At 74.7% G+C, this 18,555-nt stretch carries 20 protein-coding genes; 14 read left to right on the forward strand and 6 right to left on the reverse strand.

The genetic code is table 11. From position 1 onward, the window contains the following. Window positions 1–6: 6 nt before the first annotated feature. Together O2V63_RS03800 and O2V63_RS03805 are read right to left on the reverse strand one after the other, a co-directional pair. On the reverse strand, window positions 7–1,155 hold the full coding sequence (locus O2V63_RS03800) for an RNA polymerase sigma factor (RefSeq protein WP_269166233.1): 1,149 nt from the start codon (window positions 1,153–1,155) through the stop codon (window positions 7–9). After that, window positions 1,152–1,559 carry a YciI family protein gene (locus O2V63_RS03805; protein ID WP_269166234.1) on the reverse strand — a complete coding sequence of 136 codons (408 nt, stop codon included), beginning with the start codon at window positions 1,557–1,559 and terminating at the stop codon, window positions 1,152–1,154. Before O2V63_RS03805 ends, O2V63_RS03800 begins: the two co-directional genes overlap by 4 nt. A gap of 266 nt (window positions 1,560–1,825) precedes the next feature. Between O2V63_RS03805 and O2V63_RS03810 the strand changes: the two genes are divergently transcribed. Continuing rightward, the gene (locus tag O2V63_RS03810; protein ID WP_269166235.1) at window positions 1,826–3,028 is read left to right on the forward strand and encodes an HNH endonuclease signature motif containing protein; all 1,203 of its coding nucleotides are present in this window, start codon (window positions 1,826–1,828) and stop codon (window positions 3,026–3,028) included. Window positions 3,029–3,115: 87 nt separating this feature from the next. Here the strand turns inward: O2V63_RS03810 and O2V63_RS03815 are convergent, their stop codons facing one another. Together O2V63_RS03815 and O2V63_RS03820 are read right to left on the reverse strand one after the other, a co-directional pair. Further along, the gene (locus O2V63_RS03815) at window positions 3,116–3,811 is read right to left on the reverse strand and encodes an Ltp family lipoprotein (protein ID WP_269166236.1); all 696 of its coding nucleotides are present in this window, start codon (window positions 3,809–3,811) and stop codon (window positions 3,116–3,118) included. Between the two features lie 144 nt (window positions 3,812–3,955). After that, on the reverse strand, window positions 3,956–4,651 hold the full coding sequence (locus tag O2V63_RS03820) for an SDR family NAD(P)-dependent oxidoreductase (RefSeq protein WP_269166237.1): 696 nt from the start codon (window positions 4,649–4,651) through the stop codon (window positions 3,956–3,958). A gap of 101 nt (window positions 4,652–4,752) precedes the next feature. On the opposite strand from O2V63_RS03820, the gene O2V63_RS03825 reads away from it, so the two are divergent. Next, window positions 4,753–5,586 (forward strand): helix-turn-helix transcriptional regulator, encoded by an 834-nt coding sequence (locus O2V63_RS03825; protein WP_269166238.1) that lies wholly within the window; start codon window positions 4,753–4,755, stop codon window positions 5,584–5,586. 7 nt (window positions 5,587–5,593) lie between these two features. On the opposite strand, the gene O2V63_RS03830 is transcribed toward O2V63_RS03825, so the two are convergent. Next, window positions 5,594–6,463 carry an RNA polymerase sigma-70 factor gene (locus O2V63_RS03830; protein ID WP_269166239.1) on the reverse strand — a complete coding sequence of 290 codons (870 nt, stop codon included), beginning with the start codon at window positions 6,461–6,463 and terminating at the stop codon, window positions 5,594–5,596. Next, window positions 6,460–7,053: a carboxymuconolactone decarboxylase family protein gene (locus O2V63_RS03835; RefSeq protein WP_269166240.1), complete on the reverse strand. Its 594-nt coding sequence runs from the start codon at window positions 7,051–7,053 to the stop codon at window positions 6,460–6,462. The genes O2V63_RS03830 and O2V63_RS03835 overlap by 4 nt, the downstream gene beginning before the upstream one ends. Window positions 7,054–7,134: 81 nt before the next feature. Between O2V63_RS03835 and O2V63_RS03840 the strand changes: the two genes are divergently transcribed. The 12 genes from O2V63_RS03840 to O2V63_RS03895 all read left to right on the forward strand — a co-directional run bounded on the left by O2V63_RS03840 (window position 7,135) and on the right by O2V63_RS03895 (window position 18,545). Continuing rightward, window positions 7,135–8,250 (forward strand): NAD(P)/FAD-dependent oxidoreductase, encoded by a 1,116-nt coding sequence (locus O2V63_RS03840; protein WP_269166241.1) that lies wholly within the window; start codon window positions 7,135–7,137, stop codon window positions 8,248–8,250. Window positions 8,251–8,501: 251 nt separating this feature from the next. Next, a complete protein-coding gene (locus O2V63_RS03845; RefSeq protein ID WP_269166242.1) occupies window positions 8,502–10,133 on the forward strand; it encodes a lytic transglycosylase domain-containing protein in 1,632 nt (543 codons plus the stop codon). Next, on the forward strand, window positions 10,100–10,729 hold the full coding sequence (locus tag O2V63_RS03850; protein ID WP_269166243.1) for a class I SAM-dependent methyltransferase: 630 nt from the start codon (window positions 10,100–10,102) through the stop codon (window positions 10,727–10,729). Before O2V63_RS03845 ends, O2V63_RS03850 begins: the two co-directional genes overlap by 34 nt. A gap of 84 nt (window positions 10,730–10,813) precedes the next feature. Continuing rightward, on the forward strand, window positions 10,814–11,509 hold the full coding sequence (locus O2V63_RS03855) for a prepilin peptidase (RefSeq protein WP_269166244.1): 696 nt from the start codon (window positions 10,814–10,816) through the stop codon (window positions 11,507–11,509). A 146-nt stretch (window positions 11,510–11,655) separates the two neighbouring features. Continuing rightward, window positions 11,656–11,901, forward strand: coding sequence for a Flp family type IVb pilin (locus O2V63_RS03860; protein WP_269166245.1), 246 nt, complete (start codon window positions 11,656–11,658; stop codon window positions 11,899–11,901). 68 nt (window positions 11,902–11,969) lie between these two features. After that, window positions 11,970–12,383 carry a TadE/TadG family type IV pilus assembly protein gene (locus tag O2V63_RS03865; protein WP_269166246.1) on the forward strand — a complete coding sequence of 138 codons (414 nt, stop codon included), beginning with the start codon at window positions 11,970–11,972 and terminating at the stop codon, window positions 12,381–12,383. Next, window positions 12,374–13,345: a pilus assembly protein TadG-related protein gene (locus O2V63_RS03870; protein WP_269166247.1), complete on the forward strand. Its 972-nt coding sequence runs from the start codon at window positions 12,374–12,376 to the stop codon at window positions 13,343–13,345. Before O2V63_RS03865 ends, O2V63_RS03870 begins: the two co-directional genes overlap by 10 nt. Then, window positions 13,342–14,058: a Flp pilus assembly protein CpaB gene (gene cpaB, locus O2V63_RS03875; protein WP_269166248.1), complete on the forward strand. Its 717-nt coding sequence runs from the start codon at window positions 13,342–13,344 to the stop codon at window positions 14,056–14,058. The genes O2V63_RS03870 and cpaB overlap by 4 nt, the downstream gene beginning before the upstream one ends. Beyond that, complete coding sequence (locus O2V63_RS03880; protein WP_269166249.1) at window positions 14,055–15,233, forward strand: AAA family ATPase; 1,179 nt, start codon at window positions 14,055–14,057, stop codon at window positions 15,231–15,233. The genes cpaB and O2V63_RS03880 overlap by 4 nt, the downstream gene beginning before the upstream one ends. Before the next feature lie 92 nt (window positions 15,234–15,325). Beyond that, entirely contained in the window at window positions 15,326–16,723 is a 1,398-nt protein-coding gene (locus O2V63_RS03885) for a CpaF family protein (RefSeq protein ID WP_269166250.1), read from the forward strand. Beyond that, window positions 16,720–17,658 carry a type II secretion system F family protein gene (locus O2V63_RS03890; RefSeq protein WP_269166251.1) on the forward strand — a complete coding sequence of 313 codons (939 nt, stop codon included), beginning with the start codon at window positions 16,720–16,722 and terminating at the stop codon, window positions 17,656–17,658. Before O2V63_RS03885 ends, O2V63_RS03890 begins: the two co-directional genes overlap by 4 nt. After that, the gene (locus tag O2V63_RS03895) at window positions 17,658–18,545 is read left to right on the forward strand and encodes a type II secretion system F family protein (RefSeq protein ID WP_269166252.1); all 888 of its coding nucleotides are present in this window, start codon (window positions 17,658–17,660) and stop codon (window positions 18,543–18,545) included. Before O2V63_RS03890 ends, O2V63_RS03895 begins: the two co-directional genes overlap by 1 nt. The last annotated feature ends 10 nt before the right edge of the window (window positions 18,546–18,555 follow it).

An 18,555-nucleotide genomic window follows, 5' to 3' on the forward strand; every position in this document is an offset into this window, starting at 1 on the left:
CGGCCGTCAGCGGGAGTTGAGCCGGGCCGCCTGGCGGGTCAGGTGGTCGCGCTCGGCCGCGTTGCCCGCCATCCCGGCCGCCTCGGCGTAGAGCCGCGCCGCCGTCGTCCGGTCGCCGTCCTTCTCGTGCAGGTACGCGGCCACGGCACGGTGGCGGGGGAGTACGTCGTCCACCGCGGCGAGCGCTGCCAGGCCGGCGCGCGGACCGTCCGCCTCGCCGACGGCGACCGCGCGGTTGAGCTGCACCACCGGGCTGCCGGTCAGCCGGACCAGCTCGTCGTACCACTCCACGATCTGCACCCAGTCGGTCTCCGCGGCCGACCTCGCGTCGGCGTGCAGCGCCGCGATCGCGGCCTGGGCCTGGTACTCGCCCAGCCGGTCGCGGCCCAGGACCGCCTGCAGCACCTGGACTCCCTCGCTGATCAGCGCGGTGTCCCACCGGCGACGGTCCTGCTCGGCGAGCGGCACCAGGCTGCCGTCGGGCGCGGTACGGGCGGCGCGCCGGGCGTGGTGGAGCAGCATCAGGGCGAGCAGTCCCGCCACCTCCGGGTGGTCGACGGCGGCTGCGAGCTGACGGGTGAGCCGGATCGCCTCCGCGGCCAGGTCGACGTCCCCGGAGTAGCCCTCGTTGAACACCAGGTACAGCACGCGCAGCACGGTGGCGACGTCGCCGGGCTCGGTGAAGCGGACGTCGGACACGGTGCGCTTCGCACGGCTGATCCGCTGGGCCATCGTCGCCTCGGGCACCAGGTAGGCCGCGGCGATCTGCCGGGTGGTCAGCCCGCCGACGGCGCGCAGCGTGAGCGCCACCCCCGACGCGGGCGTCAACGACGGGTGGGCGCAGAGGAAGTACAGCCGCAGCGTGTCGTCCGCCGAGGGCGCCGGCCCGGACGGCGGCTCGTCGGCGACGGTCTCCTCCCGGCGGCGGCGGGTGGTCTCCGCCCGGGTCACGTCGAGGAACCGGCGCCAGGCCACGGTGACCAGCCAGCCCGTCGGGTCCCGCGGCGGGGCGGTCGGCCAGCTGCGGACCGCATCGACCAGCGCCTCCTGGACGGCGTCCTCGGCCGCCGCGAAGTCGGCTCCGCGGCGGACGAGGACGCCGAGCACGCCCGGCACCAGGCTGCGCACCAGGACGTCGTCCACCGGTGCGGTCACTCGGTGATGGTGGGGGGCGCGCCCAGGAACGGGCGCAGCTCGAGCCACTCGTGGATCGGTCGGCCGCCCGCTCCCGGCGCCGCCGACAGCTCGCCGGCCAGTTCGACGGCGCGCTGGTGGGTGTCGACGTCGATGACCATCCAGCCGGCGATGAGGTCCTTCGTCTCCGCGAACGGACCGTCGGTGACCGGCGGGCGGCCCTCGCCGTCGTACCGGACCCACGAGCCCTCCGGGGCCAGCGCCTGACCGTCGACGAACTCGCCGGTCTCCTCGAGCTTCGCCGCGAAGTCCTGCATGTACTGGATGTGGGTGGAGACCTCGTCGGGGGTCCACTGGTCCATCGGGACGTCGTTCACCGCAGCCGGCGCGCCGCGGTAGTGCTTGAGCAGCAGGTACTTGGCCATCGTGGTTCTCCTCGCTGGTGGTGCGGCCATCGTGGCCGCGGACACCCGGGAGACGGAACCGGTCGCGGGTTCTCGACATCGGACGTCGCTCAATGCCGGTGCTCTTGCCGTCGGCCGCTCATCGGGCATCTCGGCACCGCTCTCCGGCGGCGTGTCAAGGTGCCTCGGACATCTGTGGACAAGCGTCTGACCTGGGAATTCGGGTTGAGCGGCATCCGCTTTCGCGATAGCATTCGTACACACGTTCGAATGCTGCGGGAGGTGTCGTGAGCGAGTTGATGTCGGCTCTCGACGCCTTGGCGGTCGAGGAACTGCACGGGCTGACGGAAGGCGGCTTGCTCGACCGGATCGCGGAGTTGGTGGCCGTGCATAACCGGATCGCCGCGGAGCTGACCCGTACCGTGCGCCGCGCGGACACCACCCAGGCCGCCGAGCACGACGGGTTGAAGTCGATGCGGTCGTGGCTGATCGGGCACACGCGGCTGGCGCCGGCCGACGCCTCGCGCATCCTGCGGTCGGGCCGGGCGTTGGAGCACTTCCCGGCGCTGGCCGCCGGGTTCGCTGAAGGTGCGGTGACGGCGGCGCAGATGGACGTGGTCGCTGCCGCGGTGGGGGAGCGTGAGCGGGCTCAAGCCGAGGAGCAGGGGATCGATCTCGCCGCGTTCGATCAGGCGTGGGCGCAGGTAGCGGCGGAGTCGCCGCACCAGTCGTTGGTGGCCGCGATGCAGGCGTTCGAGGACGCCCTCGACCCGGACGGCCCGGAGCCTGATCCGACGGAGGGTCGCCGGCTGACGATCGCCAAGCACTCCGATGGCAGCGTCACCGGCCGGTTCGACCTGGACGCGGTCGGTGGGGAGAAGGTGCAGGCGGCGATCGAGTCGATCGTGCAGGCCGACCGCCCCCGGGGCGATGAGCGGACCCGAGCCCAGCAGAACGCCGACGCGCTCGTCCAGCTCTGCGACAACCAGCTGGCCTCGGGCAGCCTGCCGATCCTGCGCACTGTCAAGCCGCACGTGGTGGTCGGCATCGACCTCGACGACCTGGTCGACCCCGCGACCGGCGCGGGTGCGGCGGAGATGGGCTTCGGGGCGACGATCTCCGCGGCACGGGCCCGCTACCTGGCCTGTGACGGCAGCATCTCCCGGATCGTGATGGGTCCCGACGGGGTCCCGCTGGACCTGGGCCGGGACCACCGGGTGGTCACCCCCGGGCTGCGCAAGGCAGTTGAGCGGCGGGACAAGTCCTGCGTGTTCGCCGGCTGCGGCGCCCCGACCCACTGGTGCGACGTCCACCACCTGGTCCACTGGCTGCACGGCGGCGAGACCAACCTGCAGAACTCAGCGCTGTTGTGCGAACGCCACCACACCAAGGTCCACCACGGGTTCCGGGTCGAACGACAACCGGACGGGCGATGGCGCACCTGGCGCCCCGACGGGACCGAGATCTTGATCGGCCCCCTGCTGCACTGACTGCCCGACCCCGGTAGCCGGCCACAGTTCGACCGTGGCCGGCTACCGGTGCGCGCCGTGCGCCGTGCGACGTCCCGCCGCGCGACGTCAGAGGCCTGTCTGGCTGACGCCGTACTCGGCCTGCTCGGGGGTGTACCCCTCGTACTCCAGTTGGTCGACGAGGCCGGACCGGGAGAAGGAGCTGTACTCGAGATAGTCCTGCGCGGTCCGGGCCGCCTGCTCGTTCCAGTTCGCACCCGTGTTGTCGACAGCCCACGTCGCGTCCGCGGTCGAGTAGCCCTCGTACTCCAACTGCTCGATGAGACCGGAGCGAGAGAACGCCGAGAACTCGAGGTAGTCGTTGGCGGACTCGAGAGCGTTCTCCTGCCCGACCGTCTGCCCGGGCGCACGAGCCGGTGCGGGTGCCGGTGCCGGTGCGGGCACGGGCTGCGGGGCTCTGGCTGTAGCGGCGGGAGCAGCAGCGGCAGACGCCGTCACGGTCACCGTCTCGGTCACGGTCGCTGCGGCCGGCGCGGGTGGGGTGGCCGTGACCGTCGTGGTCGCCCGTGCCGTCGCGGTGACCGGCGCAGCGTCGGCCACCGCAACGGTCGAGGTGCTGCTGCCCGCACTCCCGATCCCGACGCCGACCAGCAGCACCGCGACGCCGGCCGCTGCGAGGAACCAGGTCCGCCGGTAGAACGGCTGCCCGGGCTCCGGTGAGACCTCAGCAGGCGCGGGGTCGCCGCCCGGCCCGAAGGCCGGCCCCCACTGCGAGGGCGGCTGATGGAAAGGCGGCTGGCTCATGCTGTTCCCCGTCTGTGCGCTCGCAGTGGACGCCGCACAGTAGGGCAGCCCGGAGCGGAAATGGAACGGCCGTGACCGGATCGTGGGTCAGCCGAGCCCACGGTCGTGGCTGCCAGCCACCCCGGGCCCTGAGCAGGGCGAACGTCACCAGGCGACGGCGCCGTGCCGGTCGGTGAAGGTGCCGGTCGGGCCGTCCGCGCCGATCGACGCCATCGCGACGATCGCGTCCGTGCCCTCGGTGACGGTCTGCGGGCCGGCGTGGCCGTTGAAGTCGGTGGCCGTGTAGCCCGGGTCCACCGTGTTGATCCGCAGCTCCGGGAGGAACTGGGCGTAGACCGAGGTGAGCATGTTGACCGCCGCCTTGCTGGCCGAGTACCCGAGCGAGGGGACCGAGTGCTCGATCCGGGACTCGTCGGAGCGCACGGCGAACGAGCCGAGCCCGCTGGTCACGTTCACGATCACCGGCGCCGCCGACTCGCGCAGCAACGGCAGGAAGGCGTGCGTCGTCCGGACGATCCCCACCGCGTTGGTGTCCAGCACCGCCATCAGGTCGGCGGCGGTGTAGTCCTCCACCGCGCCGATCGGCCCGGAGATGCCGGCGTTGTTGACCAGCACGTCCAGCGCGCCGAACCGCTCGCGCACCTCCTTCGCCGCCGAGGCCACCGACTCGTCGGAGGTCACGTCGATGCGCACCCACTCCACGCCCAGCTCCTCCGCCGCGCGCTGACCGCGCTCCGGGTCGCGGGCGCCGATGACCACCCGGTGCCCGAGGTCCTTCAGTCGCCGGGCCGCCTCGAAGCCGAGGCTCTTGTTGCCGCCAGTGATCAATGTCGTCGTCATGCCACCGACGGTGCCCCCGATCGGGCGGCGTCCGGTGGTCCCGTCCGACCGTATGACTGGCAGTACCACCCATCCCGGCCGTGGTGGACGACGATGAGCCCATGACCGACCGAGGGGACTTCGCGGCGCTGCTGCGCGCATGGCGGGAACGCCTCCAGCCGGCCGCGGTCGGGTTCCCCACCGGGCAGCGCCGCACCAAGGGGCTGCGCCGGGAGGAGGTCGCCCTGCTGGCCGGCGTCTCGGTCGACTACCTCGTGCGGCTGGAACAGGGCCGCGCCGACCGCCCCTCGGCTCAGGTCGTCGCCTCGCTCGCCCGGGTGCTGCAGCTGTCCGACCTCGAACGCGACCAGCTGTACCTCGCCGCCGGCCTGCCCGCCCCGCTGCCCAGCGCCGTCCCCACGCACATCCCGGCCAGCGTGCAGCGGCTGCTGGCCCGGCTCCCGGACGTCGCGATCGGCGTGTGGACGGCGCACTGGACCCTGCTGACCGCCAACGCGGCCTGGCGCGCACTGCTGGGGGACATGCCGGCCGGCCTCAACCTGGTCGCCGCGGAGTTCGCCGGCCGGGCCCCGCAGGTCGTGTGGAGCGACGGTGACCTGGAACGCCACCAGCGGGCCCTCGTCTCCGACCTGCGCAGCGCCCAGATCCGCTACCCGGACGATCCGTCCGTGCGGGCGCTGCTCGCCGACCTGCAGCCCGACCCACGCTTCGCGCAGCTGTGGGCCGAGGGCACCGTCGTCGAGCACCGTTTCCAGGCGAAGACCTTCGTGCACCCGCGTGTCGGCCGGGTGACGGTCGACTGTGACGTCCTCACCGTGATCGGCACCGACCTGCGCATCGTCACCTACACCGCCGAGCCGGGCACCGAGGACGCCTCCCGGTTCGACCTGATCCGCACCCTCGGGTTGGCGGAGGTCGTCGGACCGTCCGCCTGACGGCCGGTCAGCGCCGGAGCTCCGCCACCTCGTCGAGCCGGCCCAGCTTGTGCGGGTTGCGCACCGCGTACATCCGGGAGATCCGGCCGTCCGCCACGACGAACGTGATCGCCGTGTCGAACTCGCCGCCCGGGTCGATCCGCGCCGCGACCCCGCCGTTGATCAGCGGCGTGGTGATCAGCACCCCGGGCGCGAACGCGGCGAACCGGGACAGCGCCCCGGCCACCCGCTCCCGGCCGGCGAACGGGCGCCGGGCAGCGGGCGCCAGGCCGCCGCCGTCCGCGACCACCACGACGTCCGGCGCGAGCACGTCCAGCAGCGCCTGCACGTCGCCGCCGGTGAGCGCGGCCAGGAACCGGTCCACCACCAGCTGCTGCTCGGCCGGGTCGACCACCATCCGCGGACGGCGGGCGGCCACGTGCTCCCGCGCCCGGTGCGCGATCTGCCGGACGGCGGCGCCCGACTTGCCCACCGCCTCGGCGATCTCCTCGTACGGCACGTCGAAGACCTCGTGCAGCACCAGCACCGCACGCTCGGTCGGCCCCAGCGTCTCCAGCACGGTCAGCATCGCCAGCGAGACGCTCTCCGCGAGCTCGACGTCCTCGGCGACGTCCGGGCTGGTCAGCAGCGGCTCGGGCAGCCACTCACCGACGTAGTCCTCCCGGCGGCGGGCCACGGTGCGCAGCCGGTTCAGCGCCTGCCGGGTGACGACCCGGACCAGGTACGCCCGCGGGTCACGCACCTCCGCGCGGTCCGCCTCGGCCCACCGCAGCCACGTCTCCTGCACGACGTCGTCGGCGTCGGCGGCCGAGCCGAGCATCTCGTAGGCGACGGTGAACAGCAGGCTGCGGTGGGCCAGGAACGGGTCGTCGGTCATGCCGAGGCGGCGTCGGTCCGCGACGGGGCAGCCAGCGGCGGTAGGCCGCAGGACGCCGAGAACTCCGCGGACCGGATGCCGAGCGCGACGTTGGCCCGGGCGGTGAGGTTCATCGCGCCGATCCTGGCAGTCAGCTCCACCAGCGCCGGCGCCCCGAGCTCGGCGAGCAGGGCGGCCGACAGCTCGTCGGTCACCGCCGGCGGCGTCTGGCTCATCGCCTCGGCGTACTCCATCACCCGGCGCTCCAGGGGCGTGAAGACGTCGGACTCCCGCCACCGCGGCACCTCCCGCGCCCGGGCCTCGTCGAGCCCGCGGTCGTGGGTCAGGAAGTGGTGCAGGTCCAGGCAGAAGCTGCAGCCGATCGTGCTGGCCGCGGCCATGGATGCGAACGACGCCAGGTCGCGGTCCAGTCGGTCCCAGGACTCGGACCTCCGGCCGAGCCCCATCAGGGCCTTGAACACCGGCGGGTGGTGCCACATCACGCCGATCGACTCCGGCACCGTGCCGAACATCCGTCGGGTCATCGCCGTGACCAGGGCTCCGTAGACGCCGGTGACCTCGGTCGCCGGGACGCGGGTGCTGCCCGTCATGTCTCCTCCAGGTGTGTGGTGGGTCGACATGGAGACACCGGCCGCGAGCCGGGTGTGACACCTCTCCGGGAGACTGCGGGGGTGCGGAGTGGAGGCAGTGGCCAGATCCGAGCCGTCGTCCTCGGCGGTGGGGTGCTCGGGACCTCGACGGCGACGCAGCTGGCCGCCCGGGGTGCCCGGGTCACGCTCGTGACGGACGGCGAGCCGGCCAGCGGCGCGTCGGGACGGTCGCTGGCCTGGCTGAACTCGGCCGGCGACTTCCCACCGGAGTACCACCGGCTCCGCATGCTCGGCCTCGAGCGGTACCGGGCCTTCGCCGCCCGCCCCGACTCGACGGCGCACATCGCCTTCGACGGCGGCCTCCGTTGGGGCGACGGCGTCCGCTCCTCGTTCGAGCACCAGCGCGCGATCGGCTACCCGGCCGAGTGGCTGAGCAGCGCGGACGTCGCCGCGCGGCTCCCCGGGGTGGACGCCGGCGCGGTCCCGGACGACGGCGCGCTGCTCAACCCGGACGAGGGCTGGGTCGACCTGCCGTCGCTCATCGCGCAGCTGGTGTGGGACCTGCGGGCCGCCGGGGGAGCGGTGCACACCTCGGCCGGCGCCTGCCGGGCGGTCGTGCAGGGCGGCCGGGTCGTCGGCGTGCGGACCGGCACCGGTGAGGTGCTCGATGCCGACGCCGTCGTGCTGGCCACGGGCGCCGACGTCCCGCGCACCCTCGCCGGTCTCGGTGTACACCTGCCCGACGCCACCTCGAGCGCGCTGCTCGTGCGCACCCCGCCGTTCGCGCACCGGCTCCGCGCCGTGCTGAACACGCCGCGGGTGGCCCTCCGGCCCGCCCCGGGCGGCGGGATCGTCCTGGACGCCGGCTGGTCGGAGGAGGAGGTGGTGCGTCGGGACGACGGGACGTTCGGCGTCCGCCACTCCACCGTGCAGGGGCTGCTGTCCGAGGCGGCGCAGGTGCTGGCCGGTCAGCCGGTGCTGTCCTGCGCGTCCTACGGCGTCGGGCGCAAGCCGATCCCCGGCGACGGGCACCCGGTGCTCGGCGCCGTCCCCGGCATCGACGGCCTCACCGTCGCCTTCACCCACAGCGGCGCGACGCTCGGCCTCATCGCCGGCGAACTGCTCGCCGAGGAGGTCCTGGACGGGGAGTCGAGCCCCCTGCTCGCTACGTTCCGGCCCGCCCGTTTCGCGGGGTGACCGTCGTACGCCCGCGCGCCGACCACAGTCGGCTGCCGGGAGTTCACCGAACGGGCATGGCGCAGCCGGGGGGCCCGGTTTACGGTCGTCCTCGTCCGGAGCCGGGCATCGTTCGATGCCCGCCCGGCCGCAGCGGGTTGACGGCCACAGGGGGAACTGGTGCCCGAAGTCATGCCATGCGAGCACGTGCGGGTCCTCGGCTGATGAACCGGGCCCGCCGCGGACGGCACACGAGGACCCGGTCGAGCCGGGTGCGGGCACCCGGCGTCGTCGCCAGCGCGGGCATCACCACCGCCCTGGTCGCCTTCCTCCCCGCGGCCAGCGCCGCACCCGGTGCCATCCCGGCGCCATCGCACTCCTCCCGCCTGATGGCCGTCGAGGACGACGCGCTCGTACCGCGCCCGCCGTCCGGTCTGCGGGACGAGTTCGCGCCACCGCTCGAACCGCTGCTGGAGACCGTGGCGATCGCGACCGACGCCGATCCCAGCAGCGCCCCCGCGACGGCCACCGCCCCGACCGCCGCCGCCCCGACCGGCGGGGCGTCCCCGCTGGCCGCCAGCGGGATCCCGTCGACCGCACTGACGGCCTATGAGCGCGCCGCCGCGCTCTCCGCCGACTGCGGCATCAGCTGGACCCTGATCGCCGCCATCGGCCGGGTCGAGTCCAACCACGGCCGCTTCGCCGGCGCCACCCTGCACACCGACGGGCTGTCGAGCCCGCCGATCATCGGCATCCCGCTCGACGGCACCAACAACACCGCCCGGATCCTCGACTCCGACGACGGCCTGCTGGACGGCGACACCGTCTACGACCGCGCCGTCGGCCCGATGCAGTTCATCCCGACCACGTGGGCGATGTACGACAGCGACGGCAACGGCGACGGCCGTCGCGACCCCTTCAACATCAACGACGCAGCCGTCGCCACCGGCAGGTACCTCTGCGCCGCGGGTGGGGACCTCTCCACGCCGGAGGGCCAGGCGCGCGCCGTCTTCGCCTACAACCACTCCGACAGCTACGTCGCCACGGTGCTCGCGCTGTCCGCCACGTACGCCGGGACGACGCCGGAACCGGTGCCCACCCCGGACGGTCCGGCGCCGACCGTGCCACCGGCCGCCCCGGCCCCGCCGCCCGCGATCGAGCCGCCGCCGGCTGTCGAGCCGCCCGCAGCGCCGGTCGAGCCCCCGCCGCTCCTGGCCGAGCCGGCACCGCCGGTGGCGCCCGCGCCGGAGCCCGCACCGGTTCCTGCGCCCGCGCCGGAGCCGGAGCCGGAGCCGGAGCCCGTGCCGGTCCCGGCTCCTGCGCCTGCGCCGACGCCCGAGCCCGCGCCTGAGCCGGAGCCCGTCCCGGCTCCTGAGCCCGAGCCGGAGCCCGTCCCGGCTCCTGAGCCCGAGCCGGAGCCCGTTCCTGCCCCAGCACCGGAGCCCGCGCCTGAGCCGGAGCCCGCGCCGGTTCCGGCTCCCGAGCCGGAGCCCGTCCCGGCGCCGGAGCCCGCGCCTGCCCCGGCACCGGAGCCGAGCCCGGAGCCGGCCCTGTGTGGCATCGGGTTCGAGCCGGTCGAGCCGGTCGTCGTCGACGTGCTGGACGGCGCCGGTGACCCGGCCCTGGTCGAGGCGGTGACCCGGGTCCTCACCGACGCCGGCCTCACCCTCGGCACGGTCAGCAGCGCCGAGGTCACCGACTCGGCGATCGAGCACCTCGACGGTCAGGAGGAGCCGGTGCGGCAGCTGGTCGAGGCGCTCGGCGTCGTCCCGCTGCTCCGGCCGGCGACGGGGGAGAACCTCACCGTCGTCCTGGGCTCCGCCGACGCGGCTCCGCTGGTCGAGGAGCTGGCCACGCTCGCCGACGAGCAGTGCGACACCGCCCCCGCCGAGGAGACCGACTGACCGGCAGCGACACCCAGACGTTCTTCGGCTCCCGGGCCGCCGCCTGGGAGGAGAGGTTCCCCGACGACGGGCCCCGGTTCGAGCGGGCCGTCGCCGAGCTGGGGGTGCGCACCGGGGACGCCGTCCTCGACGCCGCCTGCGGCACCGGGCGCGCCCTGCCGGTGCTGCGGGCCGCCACCGGCCCGGCCGGGTTGCTCGTCGGGCTCGACCTGACCGCCGAGATGCTCGCCGAGGCCCGGCGGCGCGGTCGCGGGGAGCTGGCGCACCTGGTGCGTGGCGACGTCACCGGGCTGCCGTTCGCGGCGGGGTCGTTCGACGTGCTCTTCGCCTCCGGGCTGGTCTCCCACCTGCCCGATCCCGAGGCCGGCCTGCGCGAGCTGGCCCGGGTCGCCGCCGACGGCGCACGGCTCGGGCTGTTCCACCCGGTCGGCCGGGCGGCGCTGGCCCGGCGGCACGGCCGGGAACTGACCCGGGACGACGTGCGGAGCGAGCCGCGGATCCGGGAGCTGCTCGCCGGCACCGGCTGGCGCGTCACCGAGGTCGACGACGCCGAGGACCGCTGGTTGGTGGTGGCTGTCCGGCGCGAGCGCACGTAGCCGACCGCCTCGCGCCTGCCCGGCGGAGCGGTGTCCGCGTGTCACCCTGTGCGGCGTGCTGCACCGGACCCCGCCCCGCCTGACGTGAGCGCTCTGCTCGCCGCCGTGGTCGCCGGGTTCGGCGGAGCCGTCACCGGCCGCGTCGTCGACTCGCTGGCGCTGGTCGCCCCGCGTCGGGTCGAGGCCGGCGACGGGGCGGTCGCAGTCCGCGTCGACCGGCGGGCCCGCGCGATCGGGGCCCCGTGGCCGGAACTGACCGGGGCGCTCTGCGCCGTCGCGGTCACCCTCCGGTTCGGCTGGACGGCGCAGCTGCCCGCCTGGCTGTGGTTCGTCGCCGTCGGCCTGCTGCTCACGGTCGTCGACCTGCGCGAGCAGCTGCTGCCCAACCGGGTGTTGCTGCCGGGCCTGCTCGGCGGCCTCGCCCTGCTGGCCGTCGCCGCCGGGACCGACGGCGACTGGTCGAGCCTGGCGCGCGCCGCACTGGCCGGGGGAGCCGCCTTCGCGGTGCTGCTGGTGATGGCGCTGGCCGCCCCGAGCGGACTGGGGATGGGCGACGTCAAGCTGGCCGGGCTGCTCGGCCTCTACCTGGGCTGGCTCGGCTGGCCGGTCGTGGTGGTCGGGTTCTTCCTCGGCTTCCTGCTGCAGGCCGTGGTCGGGCTGGCGCTGCTCGCCGCCCGGCGGGTGGGGCGCCGGACCGGGCTGCCGTTCGGGCCGGCACTGCTCGGCGGTGCCCTGGTCGCGGCCCTGCTGACCGAGGACTGGGTCCTGCTCCTGCCGTGACGCGCGGACAGGTCGTTCACCCGTCCGGGTGAGCCGCACCGCTCTGGGCTGTGCTGCTGGTCCTGTGCGCCCGAACAACGGGGGGAAGACCGCGACCCGGGTCACCCGACCCGATCAGCCGACGGTCGGTTCCCCAGGAGCTCACGTTGGTCAGCCTGTTCCAGACGCTGCACACCCTGTCCTACGTCACCGCCGACCGTGTCGCGGACCGGTTGAAGACGGTCAAGGAGGAGAAGGGCGCCTCCGCCGTGGAGTACGCGATCCTCGTCGGCGCCATCGCCCTGGCCGTCGCGGCGGCCGTCCTCGTCTTCGGCGGGAAGCTCGAGGCCCTCTTCAACGGCATCTCACTGGGCGGCACCCCGGCTTCCACGCCCGCTGCGCCGAAGAGCTGACCGGCGGTCCCTGACCACCGGGGACGTCGTCCCCGCCGCCTTCCCGACCCCACGACAGGAGCAGCTCCGTGTCCGGCAGCCCTGCCCGGCCCCGTCCCCGCCCCGCTCGCCGGCTCCTCGGCGAGCGGGGCGGGGCGGCGGTCGAGTTCGCGCTGGTCATCCCGGTCCTGCTGCTCCTGCTGCTGGGGATCATGGAGGTCAGTGCGGCCTTCAACACCCAGGCGACGCTGTCCGCGGCGGCCCGGGAGGGCGCCCGCTCCATGGTCACCTCCGGCACCGTGGCGTCGGCGCGGTCGGCGGTGCAGGCTGCGGCCGGCCCGCTGGCGGTGTCCTCGGTCAGCATCAGCCCGGTCACCTGTGTGGGCGCGGCGGCCGGCACCACGGTGACGGTGACCGTCACCGCCCGCCGCACGTTCGTCGCCGGAGTCCTCGGGTCGACCGGCGTGGACCTGACCGGGACGGCGGCCATGCGATGCGGCTGACCTCCCGGCTGCTGCGCCGGCTCGGCCCGCGGCGACTGGCCGACGAGCGCGGCGCCGTGGCCGTGCTGGTCGCGATCATGCTCGTGCCGTTGCTCGGCTTCGCCGCCATCGCGGTGGACGTCGCCTCGCTCTACGCCGACCGCGAGCAACTGCGCAACGCCGCCGACGCCGCGGCGCTGGCCGTCGCGACCGACTGCGCGCAGGGCGCCTGCGGCAACCCCGTCGCGACGGCCGTCTCCGCGCTGACCGCGAACGCCGGCGCTGCCGACGCGGCCGGCGCCACCCTGCGCACGCCCGACGTCTCGGTCGGTGGGCAGACGGTCACCGTCACGGTGAGCGCCGACCAGGCGCACTGGTTCGCCCCGGTGCTCGGCATCGACTCCACCCGGGTCACCGCGACCGCCACGGCCACCTGGAAGGCCATGTCGCACGGCGTGGCCCAGCTGCCCCTGGCCATCTCCTGGTGCGAGTACGAGCGGCAGATCGCCAAGTACCCGCTGACCAGCACGGTGTCTCGCCGACTGGACTGGGATCTGAGCTGGCTGTCGCGATGCACCGGGCCGAAGGGCGGGACCACGCTGGGCGGGCATGCGCTCACCGGCACGGACTCCGCGTCCGTCTGCCGGGCGACGTCGTCGGTGGGCCAGTACATCGACATCAGCATCTGGAGCAGCTGGCTGCCCAACCGGTGCTCGGCGTCGCACCTGGACAGCCTCATCGGCAGCGACCTGCAGATCCCGGTCTGGGACGACGTCGACGGGTGGCTGTTCGGTGGCTACCGCGCCCACGTCTACGGCTATGCCCTCTTCCACCTCACCGGCTACCAGCTGACCTACGGCGAGCCGGCCTTCTACGGCTACTTCACCCGCGCGGTGGTCCCGGCCTCCGCGACCAGCACCACCGGCAGCACTCCGGCGGCCAACCTCGGCGCCACCTCCATCAGCCTCTCTCCTCAGGGATGACCACCATGCGTCGCGTCCTCGCCGCTCTCGCGGCCCTTGCCCTGGCAGCGTTCGGCGCCGTCGTCCTGATCAGCTACGTCCGGGGCGCCGATGCCCGCGCCGAGGCCGGGGCCGTCCTGGTCCCGGTGCTCGTCGTCGACCAGGAGGTGCCGGCCGGCACCCCGGCCGCCGAGCTCACCGACCTGGTGCGGACCGCGGAGGTGCCCAGCCGCCTGGTCGTCCCGGGTTCCGTCGAGGACCTCGCCGACGTGGCCGGCCTCACCACGACCACGTCCCTGGTGCCCGGCGAGCAGGTGGTGTTCGCGCGGTTCGCCGACCCGTCCGTGCAGGCGGCCGCCGCTGGGGTGGTCGAGCGCACGCCGGGCACCGAGGAGGTGAGCCTCACCCTGGAACCGCAGCGGGCCGTGGGCGGGGCACTGGCCGCCGGCGACCGGATCGGCGTCTTCATCAGCCAGGGCGACCCGACCACGACCGACCTCGCCGTCGGCGAGGTGCTGGTGACCCGGGTGACCGGTGGCGCCGACGACCAGACGGCGGCGCTGACCGGTGCCGCGCAGACGGTGACCGTGACGCTGGCCCTCACCCCGGAGGACGCCGCCGTGGTCATCGCCGGGATGGAGCAGGGCGCCGTGTGGCTGTCGCTCCAGGAGTCGGTCGATCCTGCCGACACCTCCCTGGACAGCACGATCACGACCACAGGAGCAGACCAGTGAGCACGGTCCTGACCATCGGTGCCGACGCCGACCTCGTCGCGCGGTTCACCGAGGCCGGCAGCAGCGACGTCGTCGCCCTCGGGGTGGACGCGCTGGCGGAGGGGGTCCTGCTCCGCCACCTCGCCGGACCGGACGCCCCGGACCTGGTGGTGCTGGGGGCCGAGGTCGCGCTGGCCGACTCCTTCGCCCTCGCCGGGCAGCTCGACGGCGCGGCACCGGGCACCAGCGTCGTCGTCGTCGCCTTCACCGATCCCGAGCTGTGGCTCGAGGCGATGCGCGCCGGCGTCCGCGACGTCCTCTCCCCGCACGCCTCCACCGCCGACGTCACCGCCGTCCTCGAGCGGGCGGACGCCCGCGCCGAGGCCCGCCGGGCTGCGTCGGCGACGGTGCCGCAGGCGCCCACCCGGCGGGTGGTGGTCGTCGCCTCGCCCAAGGGCGGGGTCGGCAAGACCACCGTCGCCACGAACGTGGCCCTCGGTCTGGCCGTGGCCGAGCCCGGGTCCACCGTGCTGGTCGACCTGGACGTGCAGTTCGGGGACGTCGCCAGCGCACTGGCGCTGGTCCCCGAGCACACGCTCCCGGACACCGTGCGCGGCGCCGCCAGCAACGACCCGCTCGTGCTCAAGACCTACCTCACCCGGCACTCGTCCGGCCTGCACGTGGTCGCCGGCAGTGACTCCCCGGCAGCAGGGGACGCCGTCACCCCGGACGAGGTCGCGCGGCTGGTCGACATGCTCAGCGCGGAGTTCCGGTACGTCGTGGTCGACACCGCCCCGGGGCTGACCGACCACACCCTCACCGCCCTGGAGCGGGCCACCGACCTGGTGCTGATCGGCAGCATGGACGTGCCCGGGGTGCGCGGGCTGCGCAAGGAGCTCGACGTGCTCGGCGAGCTGCAGCTCGTGCCGGCCGGCCGCCACCTGGTGCTCAACGGCGCCGGCTCGGCCGGTGGCCTCGCCCTGGCCGACGTCGAGCGGACCGTCGGTGCCCCGCTGGACCTGGTGCTCCCGCGGCACGACGCCGTCCCGCTGTCGACGAACACCGGCGTCCCGCTGCTGATGAAGGGCGGCAAGGACCCGGTCACCCGTGGGCTCCAGACGCTGGTCGGCCGGCTCGCACCTGCCGCGGCGGCCGGCCAGGGCCGGCGCGGACGCCGGCGGGTCGGTGCCCGATGAGCCTCAGCGACCGTCTCGCCCAGACCCGTGGCCAGGCAGCCGGTCCCGTGCCGCTCCCGCCGGCCCCGGGTGAAGAGCCCGTGGTCCGGGTCGTGGGACGCCCCGCGCCGCCGCCCACCGGCCTCGCGTCCCGGGTGGCCGGGAGGGTCGGCGCCGGCTCCATCGACCCGGCCGCCCGTCCGGCGGCCGGCCCGGACACCCTCACCCAGCTCAAGGAGCGGGCCAGCCGCGCCCTGTTCGAGCGGCTGGGCGGCAAGCTCTCCGACGCCGACATCCCCGACGAGCAGCTGCACGCCCTGGTGCGGGCGGACCTGCAGCGCGTCATCGCGCACGAGCCGACCCCGCTGTCCGAGGGGGACCGGCGGCGGCTCATCACCGAGCTCACCGACGAGGTGCTCGGCTACGGCCCGCTGCAGCCGCTGCTGGACGACCCGGACGTCACCGAGGTGATGGTCAACGGGCCGGACACCGTCTACGTGGAGCGCGGCGGCCGCATCGTCCGCACCTCCGCCGGGTTCGCCGACGAGCAGCACCTGCGCCGGGTGATCGAGCGCATCGTGTCCCGGGTCGGCCGACGGATCGACGAGTCCTCGCCGCTGGTCGACGCCCGGCTGCCCGACGGCTCCCGGGTCAACGCGATCATCCCGCCGCTGGCCTTCAGTGGCTCGTCGCTGACCATCCGCAAGTTCGCCCGCCGGCCGCTGCAGATCGCCGACCTGATCGAGGGCGGCACGCTCAGCCCCGACATGGCCGAGCTGCTGCGCGCCTGCGTGGCGGCCCGGCTCAACGTCATCGTCTCCGGCGGCACCGGCACCGGGAAGACGACGCTGCTCAACGTGCTCTCCTCGTTCATCCCGGAGGGCGAGCGGATCATCACCATCGAGGACGCCGTCGAGCTCCAGCTCCAGCAGGAGCACGTCGTCCGGCTGGAGTCCCGCCCGGCCAACATCGAGGGCAAGGGCGCGATCAGCATCCGCGACCTGGTCCGCAACTCCCTGCGCATGCGCCCGGACCGGATCATCATCGGCGAGGTCCGCGGCGGGGAGAGCCTGGACATGCTGCAGGCGATGAACACCGGCCACGACGGCTCGCTGTCCACCGTGCACGCCAACTCCCCGCGGGACGCCGTCGCCCGGCTGGAGACGCTGGTTCTGATGGCCGGCATGGACCTGCCGCTGCGCGCGGTGCGGGAGCAGGTCACCTCCGCCGTCGACGTGATCATCCAGGTCTCCCGGCTGCGCGACGGCAGCCGCCGGGTCACCCACGTCACCGAGGTGCTGGGCCTGGAGGGCGACACCGTGACGCTGCAGGACGCCTTCCTCTTCGACCACTCCGCCGGCAGTGACCGCGACGGCCGGCTGCTCGGCCGCGCGGTGCCCACCGGCATCCGGCCGCGGTTCCTGGAACGGTTCGCCGAGCGCGGGGTCACGGTCGCACCGCGGGTGCTGGGGGTGCCGCACCTGGCGCCGGTCGGAGGTGGGGGCCGATGAGCCCGCTCGTCTGGGCCGGCGTCGCTGCCTGCGCACTCGCACTTGCGCTCCTGGTCGGGCTGCTCGTCGTCCCGCGGCGTCCCCGGGTGGAGATCACCCGGCTGGACCCGACCGCGGCGCCGGCGCCGCGGGGGCGGTCGGCGGTGGCCGCCGCGACGAGCCGGCTCGGTGACCGGGCGCTCCGGCGGCTGGGCCGCCGCGACGCGCTCGTGGCGTCGCTGGAACGTGCCGGGGTCCACCGGTCACCGGCACAGGTCTTCGGCGGGACGGTCGCCGGTGCGCTGCTGGGCGACCTCGTCGGCGGCCTGCTCTGGGGCCTGCTCGGCGGGCTGGTGCTGGCGCTGGCCGTCCCGCTCACCGTCCTGGTGACCCTGGAGGTGCGCAGCCGCCGCCGGCGCTCCGCCTTCGCCGAGCAGCTCGACGACACGCTGCGGCTGATGGCCAGCAGCCTCCGGGCCGGGCACAGCGTGCTGCGGGCGCTGGAGGCCGTCTCCCACGACGGCGCCGCGCCCACCGCCGAGGAGTTCTCCCGGGTGCTCAACGAGGTCCGGGTGGGGCGCGACGTCGTCCTGGCCATGGAGGAGGTCGCCGAGCGGATGCGCAGCGACGACTTCGGCTGGATCGCCCAGGCCGTCGCGATCCACCGTGAGGTCGGCGGCAACCTGGCGGAGGTGCTCGACCGCGTCGGCGCCACCATCCGGGACCGCAGCCAGCTGCGGCGTCAGGCGCAGGCGCTCTCGGCGGAAGGCCGTGCCTCGGCCGCCGTGCTGCTGGCGCTGCCGGTCGTCGTCGGTGGGGCGATGCACCTGGTCTCGCCGACCTACATCGGCCGGCTCCTGGACGGTGCCACCGGTCTGGTCATGCTGGCGACGGCCGGGGTCCTGATGGTCGTCGGCGCGATCTGGGTGCGCCGCGTCGTGACGGTGACGTTCTGATGCCCACGATCGTGTGGGTCGGCGTCGCCGCCGTCGTCCTCCCGCTCGCCGTCCTGGCCCAGGTCACGCTGGCCCGGTCCGGGAAGGCGCTGGTCGTCGCCCGGCAGAACCTCACCCGCGGCCTGGTCACGCCCGCCTTCGAGGTGGGCACGCTGGAGGCCCGGGGCACCGGCGCCGGCGCCGTCCTCCGCGCGCTGACGCCCGAGTCGGCGGCCCGCCGGATCCGGCGCATGATCGACGTCGCCGGCCGCCCGGCCACCCTCACGATGACCCGCGTGCTGTGGGCCAAGCTCGTGCTCGCCGCCGGCGCGGCGCTGCTCGGCACCCTGTTCGTGGCGGAGGCGCCCGGCGTCCCGGCCGGGCTCGTCGCGGTGGTCGCGGTGGTCGCGGCCTACCACCTGCCCGAAGCAGCGCTGTGGGGCCGCGGCCAGGAGCGGCGGCAGGTGATCGCGCGCCAGCTGCCCGACGTCCTGGACCAGATGACCATCGCCGTGGAGGCCGGGCTGGGCTTCGAGGCCGCGCTGTCCCGCGCGGCCACCACGGGCCGGGGTGCGCTGGCCGAGGAGCTGGTGCGCACCCAGCACGACATCGCCGCCGGCCGGCCGCGGCGCGCCGCCTACGACGCCCTGGCCGCCCGCACCCAGGTGGCGGACCTGCGTCGGTTCGTCGGGGCGGTCAACCAGGCCGACGTCTACGGCATCCCGCTCGCCGACGTGCTGCGGGTGCAGGCCGACGAGATGCGCGTCAAGCGTCGGCAGCGCGCCGAGGAGCAGGCGATGAAGGTGCCGGTCAAGGTCACCTTCCCGCTGATGGTCTGCATCCTGCCGGCGCTGATGATCGTGGTCGTCGGCCCGGCGGTCCTGGGGCTGCTGGAGTCCCTGGGCTGAGCCCCGCCCG

It is taken from the genome of Modestobacter sp. VKM Ac-2977, from assembly GCF_026968045.1.
Classification (GTDB): domain Bacteria; phylum Actinomycetota; class Actinomycetes; order Mycobacteriales; family Geodermatophilaceae; genus Modestobacter.

Excerpts from the sequence above, each read along its gene's own strand:
- O2V63_RS03805 (WP_269166234.1), bottom strand. The coding sequence starts at position 1,559 with ATGGCCAAGTACCTGCTGCTCAAGCACTACCGCGGCGCGCCGGCTGCG.
- O2V63_RS03815 (WP_269166236.1), bottom strand. The coding sequence starts at position 3,811 with ATGAGCCAGCCGCCTTTCCATCAGCCGCCCTCGCAGTGGGGGCCGGCC.
- O2V63_RS03820 (WP_269166237.1), bottom strand. The coding sequence starts at position 4,651 with ATGACGACGACATTGATCACTGGCGGCAACAAGAGCCTCGGCTTCGAG.
- O2V63_RS03825 (WP_269166238.1), top strand. The coding sequence starts at position 4,753 with ATGACCGACCGAGGGGACTTCGCGGCGCTGCTGCGCGCATGGCGGGAA.
- O2V63_RS03830 (WP_269166239.1), bottom strand. The coding sequence starts at position 6,463 with ATGACCGACGACCCGTTCCTGGCCCACCGCAGCCTGCTGTTCACCGTC.
- O2V63_RS03835 (WP_269166240.1), bottom strand. The coding sequence starts at position 7,053 with ATGACGGGCAGCACCCGCGTCCCGGCGACCGAGGTCACCGGCGTCTAC.
- O2V63_RS03870 (WP_269166247.1), top strand. The coding sequence starts at position 12,374 with ATGCGGCTGACCTCCCGGCTGCTGCGCCGGCTCGGCCCGCGGCGACTG.
- cpaB (WP_269166248.1), top strand. The coding sequence starts at position 13,342 with ATGACCACCATGCGTCGCGTCCTCGCCGCTCTCGCGGCCCTTGCCCTG.
- O2V63_RS03890 (WP_269166251.1), top strand. The coding sequence starts at position 16,720 with ATGAGCCCGCTCGTCTGGGCCGGCGTCGCTGCCTGCGCACTCGCACTT.
- O2V63_RS03895 (WP_269166252.1), top strand. The coding sequence starts at position 17,658 with ATGCCCACGATCGTGTGGGTCGGCGTCGCCGCCGTCGTCCTCCCGCTC.